The following is a 15475-nucleotide window of genomic DNA, read 5'->3' on the forward strand; positions in this document are numbered from 1 at the left end:
GGGAGGTGCCCCCAGGGGGCTCCGCCCCCAGACCCCCGCGCCTCAAACGCCGGCGGGGCTGGAGGGTGCCGGCGGGGCTGGATTTGCCGCCGGGGCCGAGTACGGCCCCGGGGTGCCGGGGGTTGTCGGCCCCCGCCAGTAGGGTGGTTGGCATGGCCGACCCTTCCAGCTACCGTCCCGAGCCCGGGCAGGTCCCCGACTCCCCGGGGGTCTACAAGTTCCGCGATGAACACCGCCGGGTGATCTACGTCGGGAAGGCCAAGAGCCTGCGCCAGCGCCTGGCGAACTACTTCCAGGACATCGCCGGCCTGCACCCCCGTACCGCGACCATGGTCACCACGGCCGCCTCCGTCGAGTGGACCGTCGTGTCCACCGAGGTCGAGGCGCTCCAGCTCGAATACTCCTGGATCAAGGAGTTCGACCCCCGGTTCAACGTCAAGTACCGGGACGACAAGAGCTACCCCTCCCTCGCCGTGACGATGAACGAGGAGTACCCCCGCGTCCAGGTCATGCGCGGGCCCAAGAAGAAGGGCGTGCGCTACTTCGGCCCGTACGGGCACGCCTGGGCGATCCGCGAGACCGTCGACCTGATGCTCCGCGTCTTCCCGGTGCGCACCTGCTCCGCCGGGGTGTTCAAGCGGTCCGCGCAGATCGGCCGCCCCTGCCTGCTCGGCTACATCGGCAAGTGCTCCGCGCCCTGCGTCGGCCGGGTCACCCCCGAGGAGCACCGGGAACTCGCCGAGGACTTCTGCGACTTCATGGCGGGCCGCACCGGCACCTACCTCTCCCGGCTGGAGAAGCAGATGCACGAGGCCGCCGAGGAGATGGAGTACGAGAAGGCCGCCCGGCTGCGCGACGACATAGGCGCCCTGCGCCGCGCGATGGAGAAGAACGCCGTCGTCCTCGCCGACGCCACCGACGCCGACCTCATCGCGGTCGCCGAGGACGAGCTGGAGGCGGCCGTGCAGATCTTCCACGTCCGCGGCGGCCGGGTCCGCGGCCAGCGCGGCTGGGTCACCGACAAGGTCGAGGCCGTCGACACCGCCGGGCTCGTCGAGCACGCCCTCCAGCAGCTGTACGGGGAGGAGAAGGGCGAGGCCGTCCCCAAGGAGGTGCTCGTACCGGCGCTGCCCGAGGACGCGCCCGCCCTCGGCCAGTGGCTCGCCGATCGGCGCGGGTCCGGCGTCAGCCTGCGCATCCCGCAGCGCGGGGACAAGAAGGCGCTGATGGAGACCGTCCACCGCAACGCCCAGCAGTCCCTCGCCCTGCACAAGACCAAGCGCGCCAGCGACCTCACCACCCGCTCCCGGGCCCTGGAGGAGATCGCCGAGGCCCTGGAGCTGGACGGCGCGCCGCTGCGCATCGAGTGCTTCGACATCTCCCACCTCCAGGGCGACGACGTCGTGGCGTCCATGGTCGTCTTCGAGGACGGGCTCGCCAGGAAGAGCGAGTACCGCCGGTTCCAGGTCAAGACCTTCGAGGGGCAGGACGACGTCCGCTCCATGCACGAGGTCGTCTCCCGGCGCTTCCGCCGCTACCTCCAGGAGAAGCTGAAGACGGGCGAATGGGACGCGGAGGACGGGGAGGCCCCCGAGGACGACGGACGCCCCAAGCGCTTCGCGTACCCGCCGCAGCTCGTCGTCGTCGACGGCGGGCAGCCCCAGGTGGCGGCCGCCAAGCGGGCCCTGGAGGAGCTCGGCATCGACGACGTGGCCGTGTGCGGGCTCGCCAAGCGGCTGGAGGAGGTCTGGCTGCCCGGCGAGGACGACCCCGTCGTGCTGCCCCGCACCAGCGAGGGCCTCTACCTGCTCCAGCGGGTACGTGACGAAGCCCACCGCTTCGCCATCCAGTACCAGCGCAACAAGCGCGGAAAGCGCCTGAAGGCGGGCCCGCTGGACGAGGTCCCGGGCCTCGGCGAGAGCCGCAAGGTGGCCCTGCTGAAGCACTTCGGTTCGGTGAAGAAGCTGAGACAGGCGACAATCGACCAGATCTGCGAGGTCCCGGGCATAGGCCGGAAGACGGCGGAGACCGTGGCCGCCGCCCTCGCCGGGGCGGTTCCCGCCGGTCCTGCCGTCAACACGGCGACAGGAGAGATCATTGAGGACGAGGCCTCCGCACCTGCGGAGACATCGTCCGAACGGGGGACCGCGCCATGACCCAGCACGAGACCGCACAGACGACCGCACAGATGACCGAGCAGACGACCGAGCACACGAACGAGCACGACCGAGACGGAGCACAGGTGAGTACGGGCACGACCGTGGAGCCCGGCGACAGCGCCGAGGCCGCCATCCCCGAGCTGGTGATCATCTCCGGGATGTCCGGAGCCGGCCGCAGTACGGCGGCCAAGTGTCTGGAGGACCTCGGCTGGTTCGTCGTCGACAACCTCCCGCCCGCGCTGATCCCCACCATGGTGGAGCTCGGCGCCCGCTCGCAGGGCAACGTGGCGCGGATCGCCGTCGTCGTCGACGTCCGCGGCCGCCAGTTCTTCGACGCCCTGCGCGAGTCCCTCTCCGACCTGGAGGCCCGCGGGGTCACCCGGCGCATCGTCTTCCTGGAGTCCTCCGACGACGCGCTGGTCCGCCGCTTCGAGTCGGTCCGCCGCCCGCACCCCCTCCAGGGCGACGGCCGCATCGTCGACGGCATCGCGGCCGAGCGCGACCTGCTGCGCGAGCTGCGCGGTGACGCCGACCTGGTCATCGACACCTCCAGCCTGAACGTGCACGAGCTGCGCGCCAAGATGGACGCCCAGTTCGCGGGCGACGAGGAGCCCGAGCTGCGGGCCACCGTGATGTCCTTCGGCTTCAAGTACGGCCTGCCCGTCGACGCCGACCTCGTCGTCGACTGCCGCTTCATCCCCAACCCGCACTGGGTCCCGGAGCTGCGCCCCTTCACCGGGCTCAACGAGGAGGTGTCGGGCTACGTCTTCAGCCAGCCCGGCGCCAAGGAGTTCCTCGACCGCTACACCGAGCTGCTCCAGCTCATCGCCGCCGGCTACCGCCGCGAGGGCAAGCGGTACGTGACCATCGCCGTCGGCTGCACCGGCGGCAAGCACCGCAGCGTGGCCATGTCCGAGAAGCTCGCCGCCCGCCTCGCCTCCGAGGGAGTCGAGACCGTCGTCGTCCACCGGGACATGGGGCGCGAGTGACCGGACGCACCCTGCGGCTGCGACGCCTGCGCCGCCTCACCCCCGGACGGGGTGAGGAGGGCGCGGGCCGCGCCGGCCGCCGCGCGGCGTCGAAGGTGGCCGCGCCCAAGGTCGTCGCCCTCGGCGGCGGCATGGGCCTGTCGGCCTCCCTCGCCGCGCTGCGCCGGATCACCGGCGAGCTCACCGCCGTGGTCACCGTCGCGGACGACGGCGGCTCCAGCGGACGGCTCCGCGAGGAGCTGAGCGTGCTGCCGCCGGGCGACCTGCGCAAGGCGCTCGCGGCGCTGTGCGGCGACGACGACTGGGGCCAGACCTGGGCCCGGGTCATCCAGCACCGCTTCCAGTCCGAGGGCGACCTGCACGGGCACGCGGTCGGCAACCTGCTGATCGTCGCCCTGTGGGAGCAGCTCGGCGACCCCGTCCAGGCCCTCGACCTGGTCGGGAAGCTGCTGGGCGCGCAGGGCCGGGTGCTGCCGATGTCGGCGGTGCCGCTGGAGCTGCAGGCCCTGGTCAGGGGGCACGACCCGGCCCGCCCGGACGAGGTCGACACCGTCCGGGGGCAGGCCACCGTGGCCCTCACCCCCGGCGAGGTGCTCTCCGTACAGGTCGTGCCGCCGGACCCGCCGGCCGTGCCGGAAGCCGTCGCCGCCGTGCTCGACGCCGACTGGGTGGTGCTGGGCCCGGGGTCCTGGTTCTCCTCCGTGATCCCGCACCTGCTGGTGCCGGAGCTGCTGGACGCGCTGGTGCAGACCAAGGCCCGGCGGGTCCTGTCGCTGAACCTGGCGCCGCAGCCCGGTGAAACCGAGGGCTTCTCTCCGCAGCGTCATTTGGAGGTTTTGGCCCGACACGCCCCTAAACTCGCCCTGGACGTGGTGCTGGCCGACGAGGCCGCCGTGCCCGACCGCGAGTCCCTCGCCGATGCCGCGAAACGGTTCGGTGCCGCGGTCGAGCTGGCTCCCGTGGCCAGGCAGGACGGCTCTCCGAAGCACGATCCGGAGCTGCTGGCCGCCGCGTACGACCGTATTTTTCGGATGCATGGAAGGATCGGCCCATGGCGATGACGCCCGCGGTGAAGGATGAGATCTCACGCCTCCCCGTCACCCGGACCTGCTGCAGGAAGGCGGAGGTCTCGGCGATCCTGCGGTTCGCGGGCGGCCTGCACCTGGTGAGCGGCCGCATCGTCATCGAGGCGGAGCTGGACACCGGGATCGCGGCCCGGCGGCTGCGCAAGGACATCCTGGAGATCTTCGGCCACTCCTCCGACCTGGTGGTCATGGCCCCGGGCGGGCTGCGCCGCGGCAGCCGCTTCGTCGTGCGCGTCGTCGCGGGCGGGGACCAGCTCGCACGCCAGACGGGCCTCGTGGACGGCCGCGGCCGCCCCATCCGGGGTCTTCCCCCGCAGGTGGTCTCCGGCGCCACCTGTGACGCGGAGGCGGCCTGGCGCGGTGCCTTCCTGGCCCACGGCTCCCTCACCGAACCGGGACGCTCCTCCTCCCTGGAGGTCACCTGCCCCGGCCCGGAGGCGGCCCTGGCCCTGGTGGGCGCCGCCCGCAGGCTCTCCATCGCCGCCAAGGCGCGCGAGGTGCGCGGCGTGGACCGGGTCGTGGTCCGCGACGGCGACGCGATCGGCGCCCTGCTGACCCGCCTCGGCGCCCACGAGTCGGTGCTCGCCTGGGAGGAGCGGCGGATGCGGCGCGAGGTCCGCGCCACCGCCAACCGCCTCGCCAACTTCGACGACGCCAACCTGCGCCGCTCGGCACGGGCCGCGGTGGCCGCCGGCGCCCGGGTCCAGCGCGCGCTGGAGATCCTCGGCGAGGAGGTCCCCGAGCACCTCGCCGCGGCCGGCCGGCTGCGCATGGAGCACAAGCAGGCCTCCCTGGAGGAGCTGGGCGCGCTCGCCGACCCGCCGCTGACCAAGGACGCCGTCGCCGGCCGGATCCGCCGCCTGCTGGCGATGGCCGACAAGCGGGCCCAGGACCTCGGCATCCCGGGCACCGAGTCGAACCTGGACCTCAGCGAGGAGCTGGCCGACAACATGGCCGGCTGACCCGCGGTTCCCCGGAACGCTCCCGACGGGCCCGCACGCCCACCCGCGTGCGGGCCCGTTCCGTTCCCGTTTGTCCCGTTGACATGTGCATCATCAGATCGTGAGCCTTGCGTCCGAAGCTTTCGTGGCAGACGACGCCCAGGGGGGCACATGAGGCACCGCGCGAGTTCGATCCTCGCCGCAAGCGCACTCGTCTTCGGAACCACACTGGCCGCGGTACCCGCCGCGGCCCACGCCCACGCCCAGGCCCAGGCCAAGCCCGCGTCCGGCACGGCGTCCGGGGCCGACGAGGTACGGGTCTACGACGCCGACATCACCCGCGAGCAGGTCCCGCTCGTCCTGGCCGCCGGCCAGGACGCCCACGAGCTCTCCGAGCGCGCCCCGGAGACGGGCACCGCCCGCGTCGAGCTCTTCCTCACCGGGGAGCAGGCCGGGCAGCTCACCGCCCAGGGGGTCAAGCTCGCCGAGCGCAAGGTCCCCGCCCAGGGCCTGGCCCGCGCCAAGGCCGCCGGGGACGGCGTCTTCCGCCCGTACAGCGGCAAGGGCGGCCTCCAGGAGGAGATCCTGCGGACCGCCGGGGAGAACCCGGCGCTCACCAAGGTCGTCTCCATCGGCAAGAGCGTCCAGGGCAAGGACATCCTCGCCCTCAAGGTCACCAAGGACGCCAAGCGGACGAAGGACGGCGACAAGCCGTCCGTGCTCTACATGTCCAACCAGCACGCCCGGGAGTGGATCACCCCCGAGATGACCCGGCGGCTGATGCACCACACCCTCGACAACTACGGCAAGGACCCGCGGATCACCAAGCTGGTGGACTCCACCGAGCTGTGGTTCCTGCTCTCCGCCAACCCCGACGGCTACGACTACACGTTCACCTCCGACAGCACCCGGCTGTGGCGCAAGAACCTCCGCGACAACAACGGGGACGGCAAGATCACCGCGGTGGACGGCGTCGACCTGAACCGCAACTTCGCCCACAAGTGGGGCTACGACAACGAGGGTTCCTCCCCGAGCCCCTCCAGTGAGACCTTCCGCGGCCCCAAGGCGCAGTCCGAGCCCGAGACCACCGCCCTCGACGGCTTCGAGAAGCGCATCGGCTTCGAGTACGCGATCAACTACCACTCGGCGTCCGAGCTGATCCTCTACGGCGTGGGCTGGCAGGTCGCCACCCCCACCCCCGACGACGTCGCCTACAAGGCGCTGGCCGGCACCCCCGAGAACCCCGCCGTGCCCGGCTACTACCCGCAGCTCTCCTCCGAGCTGTACACGACGAACGGCGAGGCGGACGGCCACGCGGCCAACGTCAACGGCGTCATGATGTTCACGCCGGAGATGACCACCTGCCAGACGGCGTCCGCGATCGACCCGAACGACGCCTGGAAGCCCGAGGACTGCGCCTCCGGGTTCAACTTCCCCGACGACGAGAAGCTGATCCAGCAGGAGTTCGCCAAGAACGTCCCCTTCGCGCTGAGCGTCGGCGAGAGCGCCGCACACCCCGACCGGCCCTCCTCCGCCGTCGGCCTGAGCGCCGCCGACTTCACCCTCGACCCCTTCACCACCTCCTACGTCGCCAAGGGCGAGGACCAGACGGTCGCCGTCACCGCCCGCAAGGCGCTGGGGGACAAGCAGCTCAACTTCCGCATCAACGGCGGCCGTACGCACGACGACGGGCTCAAGGCCTGGAAGGGCGGGGACGTCTACGGCGGCGATGACAACAACTGGTTCGACGAGTACCGGGGCAAGGTGGACGGCGCCAGGCCCGGGGACAAGGTCGAGGTCTGGTTCACCGGCCGCGACCGCTCCGACAAGAAGGTCTCCAGCGAGCACTTCACGTACACCGTGGCCGAGCGGCCGCGCGCGGACGTCCTGGTGATCGCCGAGGAGGGTGCCAAGGCCCAGCACGCCCAGAGCTACGTGGACGCGCTGCGGGCCAACGGGAAGTCGGCCGCCGTGTGGGACGTGGCCGCCCAGGGCGTCCCGCACCACCTCGGCGTGCTCTCCCACTTCCGCACGGCCGTCCACTACACCGGCGCCGGCGCCCCCGGCGGCCCCACCCAGCTGGCGGTCCGCGACTTCCTCAACGAGGGCGGCAAGCTCGTCGAGGCCGGTGAACTGGCCGGCGGCCGGGCCCAGGTCGGCCGCGCCCTCACCGACGACTTCAGCCAGTACTACCTCGGCGCCTACGGCCGCGCCCCGGTCAAGGGCCCGACCGGCTTCGCCGGCGCGGGCAGCCTGGCCGGCGCCAAGGGCGCCCTCGGCGACGCGGCCGGCAACCCGCTGAACGCCCCCGGCGCCTACACCGTCACCTCCGACGCCCTTCCGGCGGCGCAGTTCCCGCAGTTCAAGAGCGCCCAGGCGGGCCAGTACGCCGGGGTGACGAACCCGTACGCCCCCTACGCGGGCACCGGGATGGCGTCGGCGACCCATGACGACGACGACTGGAAGCGCCTCACGCGCACCATCGACCTCACCAAGGTCACCGCCGCCGACCAGCCCAAGCTGAAGCTGGCCCTCAACTGGAACACCGAGGAGGGCTACGACCACGCCGTCCTGGAGGCCCGTACGGCCGGCGGGGACGACTGGACCACACTCCCGGACGCGGGAGGGCTGAGCTCCGCCACAGTCCCGGCGGAGTGCGAGGCCGGATTCCTCGTCAACGGCCACCCGTTCCTGCGCCGCTACCTGACCCTCGCCGCCGGCGGCTGCACCGCGTCCGGCAGCAGCGGAGCGTGGAACAGCTTCACCGGCTCCTCCGGCGGCTGGAAGCAGGTCGCCTTCGACCTGAGCGCCTACGCCGGCAAGACGGTGGAGGTCTCCCTCGCCTACATCACCGACCCCGCCTCGGGCGGCCGGGGCGTCTTCGCCGACGAGGCGCGGCTGTCCGTCGGCGGTGCCGACCAGCCCGCCGAGGGCTTCGAGACCTCCCTCGGAACGTGGACCGCGCAGCCGGCGCCCGCCGGAAGTCCCGACGTTCCGGGAGATTGGTCCAGGACCGGAGAGCTGTTCAAGTCGTACGCGGCTGTCACTACGCGTGACACGGTGCTCCTCGGCTTCGGGCTGGAGCACGTCACGGCCCCGGCCGACCGCGCCGCGGTGCTCGGCAAGGCGCTCAGGTCCCTGGACCGCTGATCCACGACCCGGTCCCCGTTCACTCTCGGTGACGGGGACCAAAGTCCCCGAGGTCCCGTGCCGCGTCCATTGGTACAGGGCCCCGGGCATGTCCCCCGCGCAGAGCGGGGAGTGTCAGGCTCCGACCGATGTCACTCAAAAGCTCACAGAGAGGTAGGGTCGTAAGCGGTCGGGGACATCCCATACAGCTCGCCGGCGGGACAGGCCGGCGCACCAACGAGGAGATCGGTTCGTGACGATCCGCGTAGGCATCAATGGTTTTGGCCGAATTGGCCGTAACTACTTCCGGGCTCTTCTCGAGCAGGGAGCGGACATCGAGATCGTCGGTGTCAACGACCTGACGGACAACGCCACCCTGGTGCACCTGCTCAAGTACGACACCATTCTGGGCCGCCTCAAGGCCGAGGTCTCCCACACCGACGACACCATCACCGTCGGCGGCAACACCTTCAAGACCTTCGCCGAGCGCGACCCCGCGAACCTCCCCTGGGGCGAGCTGGGTGCCGACATCGTCATCGAGTCCACCGGCATCTTCACGAAGAAGGCCGACGCCGCCAAGCACCTTGCGGCCGGCGCGAAGAAGGTCCTCATCTCGGCCCCGGCCAAGGACGAGGACATCACCATCGTGATGGGCGTCAACCAGGACAAGTACGACGCGGCCAACCACCACGTCATCTCCAACGCCTCCTGCACCACCAACTGCGTGGCGCCGATGGCCAAGGTCCTCGACGAGAACTTCGGCATCGTCAAGGGCATGATGACGACGGTCCACGCCTACACCAACGACCAGCGCATCCTGGACTTCCCGCACTCGGACCTGCGCCGCGCCCGCGCCGCCGCCGAGAACATCATCCCGACCTCCACCGGTGCCGCCAAGGCCACCGCGCTGGTCCTGCCGCAGCTCAAGGGCAAGCTCGACGGCATCGCCATGCGCGTCCCGGTCCCGACCGGCTCGGTCACCGACCTCGTCCTGGAGCTCGACCGCGAGGTCACCAAGGACGAGATCAACGCCGCCTTCCAGAAGGCCGCGGAGGGCCAGCTCAAGGGCATCCTCGACTACACCGAGGACGCGATCGTCTCCTCCGACATCGTGAACTGGCCGGCCTCCTGCACCTTCGACTCCTCCCTGACCATGGTCCAGGGCAAGCAGGTCAAGGTCGTCGGCTGGTACGACAACGAGTGGGGCTACTCCAACCGACTCGTCGACCTGACCACCTTCGTCGGCGGTCAGCTCTAAGAACGTAGGGCAAGGCAATAGGCAACACGGTGTGAGCACAGGGTCCGCTCGGCGCGATGAGGCGCCGTTCGGGCCCTGTTGCTTGCCTGGCCCTCCCCTCTTCGCCCACCGGGCGAAGGTCTCCCAAGGAGTAGGAAACACATGAAGACGATCGACGAACTGCTCGCCGAGGGCGTCGCCGGCAAGCGGGTCTTCGTCCGCGCGGACCTCAACGTTCCGCTGGCGAACGGTGAGATCACCGACGACGGCCGCATCCGCGCCGTCCAGCCGACCATCGCGAAGCTCGCCGAGGCCGGCGCCCGTGTGGTCGTCGCCTCGCACCTGGGCCGCCCCAAGGGCGCCCCGGACCCGGCGTTCTCGCTGGCCCCGGCCGCCAAGCGGCTCGGCGAGCTGCTCGGCACGGAGGTGGCCTTCGCCACCGACACCGTCGGCGCCTCCGCCAAGGAGACCGTCGCGGCCCTCGCCGACGGCCGGGTCGCGGTCATCGAGAACCTGCGCTTCAACGCGGGCGAGACCTCGAAGGACGACGCCGAGCGCGGCGCCTTCGCGGACCAGCTCGCCGAGCTGGCCGACGTCTACGTCGGCGACGGCTTCGGCGCCGTCCACCGCAAGCACGCCTCGGTCTTCGACCTGCCCGCGCGCCTCCCGCACGCGGCCGGCTACCTCATCGCCACCGAGGTCGGCGTCCTGAAGAAGCTGACCGCCGACGTCAAGCGCCCCTACGTCGTCGTCCTCGGCGGCGCCAAGGTCTCCGACAAGCTCGCCGTCATCGACGAGCTCCTCGGCAAGGCCGACCGCATCCTCATCGGCGGCGGCATGGCCTACACCTTCCTCAAGGCCAAGGGCCACGAGGTCGGCGTCTCCCTGCTCCAGGAAGACCAGCTGCCCAAGGTCACGGAGTACATGGAGCGCGCCGAGAAGACCGGCGTCGAGCTGGTCCTCCCCGTCGACGTCCTGGTCTCCGCCGACTTCCCGGACCTGAAGACCAAGGCCCCGGCGAACCCCGACACCGTGGACGCGGACAAGATCCCCGCGGACAAGGAGGGCCTGGACATCGGCCCCAAGACCCGTGAGCTGTACGCTTCGAAGATCACCGACGCCGAGACCGTCTTCTGGAACGGCCCGGTCGGCGTCTTCGAGCACCCCGACTACGCGGGCGGTACCACCGCCATCGCGCAGGCCCTCGTCGACAGCCAGGCCTTCACCGTGGTCGGCGGTGGCGACAGCGCCGCCGCGGTCCGCATCCTCGGCTTCGACGAGAACGCCTTCGGTCACATTTCCACCGGTGGTGGCGCCAGCCTCGAATACCTCGAGGGCAAGACGCTCCCCGGCCTCGCCGCCCTGGAGGGCTGAACCCCTATGACCACTGCCAACGGCCGCACCCCGCTGATGGCGGGCAACTGGAAGATGAACCTCAACCACCTCGAGGCCATCGCCCACGTCCAGAAGCTCGCCTTCGCCCTCGCCGACAAGGACTACGACGCCGTCGAGGTCGCGGTGCTCCCGCCCTTCACCGACCTGCGCTCCGTGCAGACCCTGGTCGACGGCGACAAGCTGAAGATCAAGTACGGCGCCCAGGACATCTCGGCGCAGGACTCCGGCGCCTACACCGGCGAGATCTCCGGCCCGATGCTGTCGAAGCTGAGCTGCACCTTCGTCGCCGTCGGCCACAGCGAGCGCCGCCAGTACCACGCCGAGACCGACGAGGTCTGCAACGCCAAGGTCAAGGCCGCCTACCGCAACGGGATCACCCCGATCCTCTGCGTCGGCGAGGGCCTGGACGTCCGCAAGGCCGGCAACCAGGTCTCGCACACCCTGGCCCAGGTCGACGGCGGCCTGGCGGACCTCCCGGCCGAGCAGGCCGAGTCCATCGTGATCGCGTACGAGCCGGTCTGGGCGATCGGCACCGGCGAGGTCGCCACCCCCGAGGACGCGCAGGAGGTCTGCGGTGCGATCCGCGGCCGCCTCGCGGAGCTGTACTCCCAGGAGCTGGCCGACAAGGTCCGCATCCAGTACGGCGGCTCGGTCAAGGCCGGCAACATCGCCGCGATCATGGCCCAGCCCGACGTGGACGGCGCCCTGATCGGCGGCGCGGCGCTGGACGTGGACGAGTTCGTCAAGATCGTCCGCTTCCGCGACCAGTGAGTATGCGGTAGGGCCGATCCGTCGTACCCTTGCGGGGGCCGGGGGCCGCGTGCGCGCGGCAGACGGCCCCCGCTTCCTCCCAGCAAGCCCAGAAAGTAGGAATCAGCCGTGGTTATGGGGTTCTCGGTCGCCCTGATCGTCTTCAGTGCTCTGCTGATGCTGCTCGTGCTGATGCACAAGGGCAAGGGTGGCGGCCTTTCCGACATGTTCGGCGGCGGCATGCAGTCCTCGGTCGGCGGCTCCTCCGTGGCCGAGCGCAACCTCGACCGCATCACGGTCGTCGTCGGCCTGCTGTGGTTCGCCTGCATCGTCGCGCTCGGCCTGCTCATGAAGTCCAACGGCTCCTGACGGTTCTGGCCATTCGGGCCGTCCCGCCGGCAGCGCCCGGCCTATCATGAGGACCTGCGTCCGCCCCTGGAGCGAGTAACTCCGGTTGCTGGACGTGCGTTGGGCCTTACGTAGACTGGGGCGCCCGCAGCGGACATCCCGCACGCTCCGCGGCACCATCACGCAGGGAGTTACGACCGTGGCAAGTGGCAACGCGATTCGTGGAAGTCGGGTCGGAGCCGGGCCGATGGGCGAGGCCGAGCGCGGTGAATCCGCGCCGCGCCTGCGCATCTCCTTCTGGTGCTCGAACGGGCACGAGACGCAGCCCAGCTTCGCCAGCGACGCGCAGGTGCCGGACACCTGGGACTGCCCGCGCTGCGGGTTCCCGGCCGGCCAGGACCGGGACAACCCGCCCGCACCGCCGCGCACGGAGCCGTACAAGACGCACCTCGCGTACGTCCGCGAGCGCCGCACCGACGCCGACGGCGAGGCCATCCTCGCCGAGGCCCTCGCCAAGCTCCGCGGCGAGATCTGAGCCGGTCCGTCCGAGCCGGACGGCGCCGGGCTCAAGAGCGACTCAGGGCCCGGCCCGTGGGAGAACGAATCCCGCGGGCCGGGCCCCTTTGTGTGCGTTGTCCCCGTTCCGATCCCTTAGGTTGGACGCTGGCGGGGCACAACAGGACGGAAGAAGTGGGTTGATGTCCGAGATGAACGCAGACAGCCGTACGAGGCTCAACCGGACGCCCGAGTGGCACGCACTCGGCAAGCACCGGGAAGAGCTGGGGCAGACGCATCTGCGGGAGCTGTTCGAGTCGGACCCGGACCGGGGCACCGGCTACACGCTGCGGGTCGGGGACCTGCACATCGACTACTCGAAGCACCTCGTGACCGACGAGACGCTCGGGCTGCTGCGCGAACTGGCGTCCGCCACCGGCGTGGCGGAGCTGCGGGACGCCATGTTCCGCGGCGAGAAGATCAACGTGACGGAGGACCGCGCGGTCCTGCACACCGCGCTGCGCGCCCCCCGGGAGGCCGTCGTCGAGGTCGACGGCGAGAACGTCGTCCCCGGTGTGCACGAGGTCCTCGACAAGATGGCGGCCTTCTCCGCCCAGGTCAGGTCGGGGCAGTGGACCGGGTTCACCGGCAAGCGCATCAGGAACGTGGTCAACATCGGCATCGGCGGCTCCGACCTCGGCCCCGCCATGGCCTACGAGGCGCTGCGCGCCTTCACCGACCGCGACCTCACCCTGAAGTTCGTCTCCAACGTGGACGGCGCCGACCTCCACGAGGCCGTGCGCGGGCTCGACCCGGCGGAGACCCTGTTCATCATCGCCTCGAAGACCTTCACCACCATCGAGACCATCACCAACGCCACCTCGGCGCGGGAATGGCTGCTCGCGGGGCTGGGCGGCGAGCAGGCCGCAGTGGCACGGCACTTCGTGGCCCTGTCCACCAACGCCGAGAAGGTCACCGAGTTCGGCATCGACCCGGCCAACATGTTCGGCTTCTGGGACTGGGTCGGCGGCCGCTACTCCTTCGACTCCGCCATCGGCCTCTCCCTGATGATCGCCATCGGACCGGACTCCTTCCGCGAGCTGCTCGGCGGCTTCCACGCCATGGACGAGCACTTCCGCACCGCGCCGATGGAGGCCAACGCCCCCTTCCTGCTCGGCCTGTTGGGCATCTGGTACGGGGCCTTCTTCGACGCGCAGTCGCACGCGGTGCTCCCGTACAGCCACTACCTCTCCCGTTTCACCGCGTACTTGCAGCAGCTCGACATGGAGTCGAACGGCAAGTCCGTGGACCGGGACGGCAATCCGGTGGACTGGCAGACCGGCCCGGTGGTGTGGGGCACGCCCGGCACCAACGGACAGCACGCCTACTACCAGCTGATCCACCAGGGCACCAAGGTGATCCCGGCGGACTTCATCGGCTTCGCCCGCCCGGTGGCGGAGCTGTCGCCGGCGCTGGCGGCCCAGCACGACCTGCTGATGGCGAACTTCTTCGCCCAGACGCAGGCCCTGGCCTTCGGCAAGACCGCCGAGGAGGTCCGCGCGGAGGGCGTCGCCGAGGCGCTCGTCCCGCACAAGACCTTCCAGGGGAACCACCCGACGACGACGATCCTCGCGGGTGAGCTGACCCCGTCGGTGCTGGGCCAGCTCATCGCCCTCTACGAGCACAAGGTGTTCGTCCAGGGCGCGGTGTGGAACATCGACTCCTTCGACCAGTGGGGCGTCGAACTCGGCAAGGTCCTCGCCAAGCGGGTGGAGCCGGCGCTGACCGAGGGCTCGCACGTGGAGAGCCTCGACCCGTCGACGCGGGCGCTGGTGGCCACCTACCGGGAGCTGCGCGGGCGCAGCTGACCCATGCGCAAGGGCCCCGCACCGGATCCTGTCCGGTGCGGGGCCCCTGCGCTCGGCCTTCGCTCAGGCGGAGGCCGGGGGGTACAGCCCGGCGGGCAGCTTGGCCGCCGCCGCGCGGTCCAGCAGCCACAGGGTGCGGCTGCGGCCGTGGACGGCCGCGGCCGGGGCCTGGACCCCGCCGGCGCCGCCGAGGGCGATGGCGACCGCTCCGGCCTTGTCCTCGCCGGCCGCCAGCAGCCAGACCTCGCGGGCCGCGCGGATCGCCGGGAGGGTGAGCGAGACGCGCGTCGGCGGCGGCTTCGGGGCGCCGTGGACGCCGACGACCGTGCGCTCGGTCTCACGGGCCGCCGGGTGCTCGGGGAACAGGGACGCCACGTGGGTGTCCGGGCCCACGCCCAGCATCAGCACGTCGAACGTGGGGACCGGGCCGTGGTCCTCGGGCCCGGCGGCCTTCGCCAGCTCGGCGGCGTACGCGGCCGCCGCGGCGTCCACGTCGTCGCCGTACGGGCCGTCGGAGGCGGGCATCGCGTGCACGCGCGCCGGGTCCACCGGGACGGCGTCCAGCAGCGCCTCGCGGGCCTGCACGTGGTTGCGGTCGGGGTCGTCGGCGGGGACGTAGCGCTCGTCGCCCCACCAGAGGTCGATCCGGGACCAGTCGACCGCGTCCCGCGCGGGGGCGGCGGCGAGGGCCGCGAGCAGGCCGTTGCCGTTGCGGCCGCCGGTCAGGACGATCGAGGCGCTGCCGCGGGCGGCCTGCGCGTCCACGATCTTCGTGATGAGCCGGGCCGCTGCGGCCTGGGCCATCAGCTCCTTGTCCCGGTGGACGACGACCTGGGGAGTCGTCATACCCATGTGCTGCCGCCTTCTTGGTAGTTCCGGGTGATTGCCCCGCCGGCCCCCTGCGGGGTGCTCCGGGGGGTGCGGGGGGTGCCGCTGCGCGGAGCCGTTCCCCACCCCGCCCCTTCCCGAAACCGGGGCTCCGCCCCGGACCCCGTACGGGCTCCATTCATAGCCCCGCCGGCGTTTGAGGCGCGGGGGTCTGGGGGGCGGAGCCCCCGGGGACCGGGGTAGGGGGGGTA

12 protein-coding genes are annotated in these 15475 nt (G+C 71.3%); 11 read left to right on the top strand and 1 reads right to left on the bottom strand.

Annotation, left to right across the window (positions count from 1 at the left end; translation table 11 throughout):
- Positions 1–152: 152 nt before the first annotated feature.
- The 11 genes from uvrC to pgi all read left to right on the top strand — a co-directional run bounded on the left by uvrC (position 153) and on the right by pgi (position 14396).
- Positions 153–2156, top strand: coding sequence for an excinuclease ABC subunit UvrC (gene uvrC / locus ACQKM2_RS39620; RefSeq protein WP_427718790.1), 2004 nt, complete (start codon positions 153–155; stop codon positions 2154–2156).
- A 32-nt stretch (positions 2157–2188) separates the two neighbouring features.
- Positions 2189–3148, top strand: a complete 960-nt coding sequence (gene rapZ / locus ACQKM2_RS39625) for an RNase adapter RapZ (RefSeq protein WP_427718806.1) — start codon at positions 2189–2191, stop codon at positions 3146–3148.
- Positions 3145–4209, top strand: coding sequence for a gluconeogenesis factor YvcK family protein (locus ACQKM2_RS39630; RefSeq protein WP_427718792.1), 1065 nt, complete (start codon positions 3145–3147; stop codon positions 4207–4209). The genes rapZ and ACQKM2_RS39630 overlap by 4 nt, the downstream gene beginning before the upstream one ends.
- Complete coding sequence (gene whiA, locus ACQKM2_RS39635; protein WP_030237199.1) at positions 4200–5195, top strand: DNA-binding protein WhiA; 996 nt, start codon at positions 4200–4202, stop codon at positions 5193–5195. The genes ACQKM2_RS39630 and whiA overlap by 10 nt, the downstream gene beginning before the upstream one ends.
- Positions 5196–5345: 150 nt before the next feature.
- Complete coding sequence (locus ACQKM2_RS39640; protein ID WP_427718795.1) at positions 5346–8324, top strand: M14 family zinc carboxypeptidase; 2979 nt, start codon at positions 5346–5348, stop codon at positions 8322–8324.
- A 232-nt stretch (positions 8325–8556) separates the two neighbouring features.
- Entirely contained in the window at positions 8557–9561 is a 1005-nt protein-coding gene (gap, locus tag ACQKM2_RS39645; RefSeq protein WP_427718797.1) for a type I glyceraldehyde-3-phosphate dehydrogenase, read from the top strand.
- Between the two features lie 141 nt (positions 9562–9702).
- Complete coding sequence (locus ACQKM2_RS39650; protein WP_427718799.1) at positions 9703–10914, top strand: phosphoglycerate kinase; 1212 nt, start codon at positions 9703–9705, stop codon at positions 10912–10914.
- A 6-nt stretch (positions 10915–10920) separates the two neighbouring features.
- Positions 10921–11706: a triose-phosphate isomerase gene (tpiA, locus tag ACQKM2_RS39655; protein ID WP_427718801.1), complete on the top strand. Its 786-nt coding sequence runs from the start codon at positions 10921–10923 to the stop codon at positions 11704–11706.
- 114 nt (positions 11707–11820) lie between these two features.
- Positions 11821–12054, top strand: coding sequence for a preprotein translocase subunit SecG (secG, locus tag ACQKM2_RS39660; protein WP_125594341.1), 234 nt, complete (start codon positions 11821–11823; stop codon positions 12052–12054).
- Positions 12055–12232: 178 nt separating this feature from the next.
- A complete protein-coding gene (locus ACQKM2_RS39665) occupies positions 12233–12568 on the top strand; it encodes an RNA polymerase-binding protein RbpA (protein WP_007263454.1) in 336 nt (111 codons plus the stop codon).
- 172 nt (positions 12569–12740) lie between these two features.
- Positions 12741–14396 (top strand): glucose-6-phosphate isomerase, encoded by a 1656-nt coding sequence (gene pgi, locus ACQKM2_RS39670; RefSeq protein WP_427718810.1) that lies wholly within the window; start codon positions 12741–12743, stop codon positions 14394–14396.
- A 63-nt stretch (positions 14397–14459) separates the two neighbouring features.
- Here the strand turns inward: pgi and pgl are convergent, their stop codons facing one another.
- Positions 14460–15242: a 6-phosphogluconolactonase gene (gene pgl / locus ACQKM2_RS39675; RefSeq protein WP_427718803.1), complete on the bottom strand. Its 783-nt coding sequence runs from the start codon at positions 15240–15242 to the stop codon at positions 14460–14462.
- Between the last annotated feature and the right edge of the window lie 233 nt (positions 15243–15475).

It is taken from the genome of Streptomyces sp. NPDC004126, from assembly GCF_050275515.1.
Lineage (GTDB): Bacteria > Actinomycetota > Actinomycetes > Streptomycetales > Streptomycetaceae > Streptomyces.

Coding starts and splice junctions, on each gene's coding strand:
- uvrC (WP_427718790.1), top strand. CDS start 153: ATGGCCGACCCTTCCAGCTACCGTCCCGAGCCCGGGCAGGTCCCCGAC.
- rapZ (WP_427718806.1), top strand. CDS start 2,189: ATGACCGAGCAGACGACCGAGCACACGAACGAGCACGACCGAGACGGA.
- whiA (WP_030237199.1), top strand. CDS start 4,200: ATGGCGATGACGCCCGCGGTGAAGGATGAGATCTCACGCCTCCCCGTC.
- ACQKM2_RS39640 (WP_427718795.1), top strand. CDS start 5,346: ATGAGGCACCGCGCGAGTTCGATCCTCGCCGCAAGCGCACTCGTCTTC.
- ACQKM2_RS39650 (WP_427718799.1), top strand. CDS start 9,703: ATGAAGACGATCGACGAACTGCTCGCCGAGGGCGTCGCCGGCAAGCGG.
- tpiA (WP_427718801.1), top strand. CDS start 10,921: ATGACCACTGCCAACGGCCGCACCCCGCTGATGGCGGGCAACTGGAAG.
- secG (WP_125594341.1), top strand. CDS start 11,821: ATGGGGTTCTCGGTCGCCCTGATCGTCTTCAGTGCTCTGCTGATGCTG.
- pgi (WP_427718810.1), top strand. CDS start 12,741: ATGAACGCAGACAGCCGTACGAGGCTCAACCGGACGCCCGAGTGGCAC.
- pgl (WP_427718803.1), bottom strand. CDS start 15,242: ATGACGACTCCCCAGGTCGTCGTCCACCGGGACAAGGAGCTGATGGCC.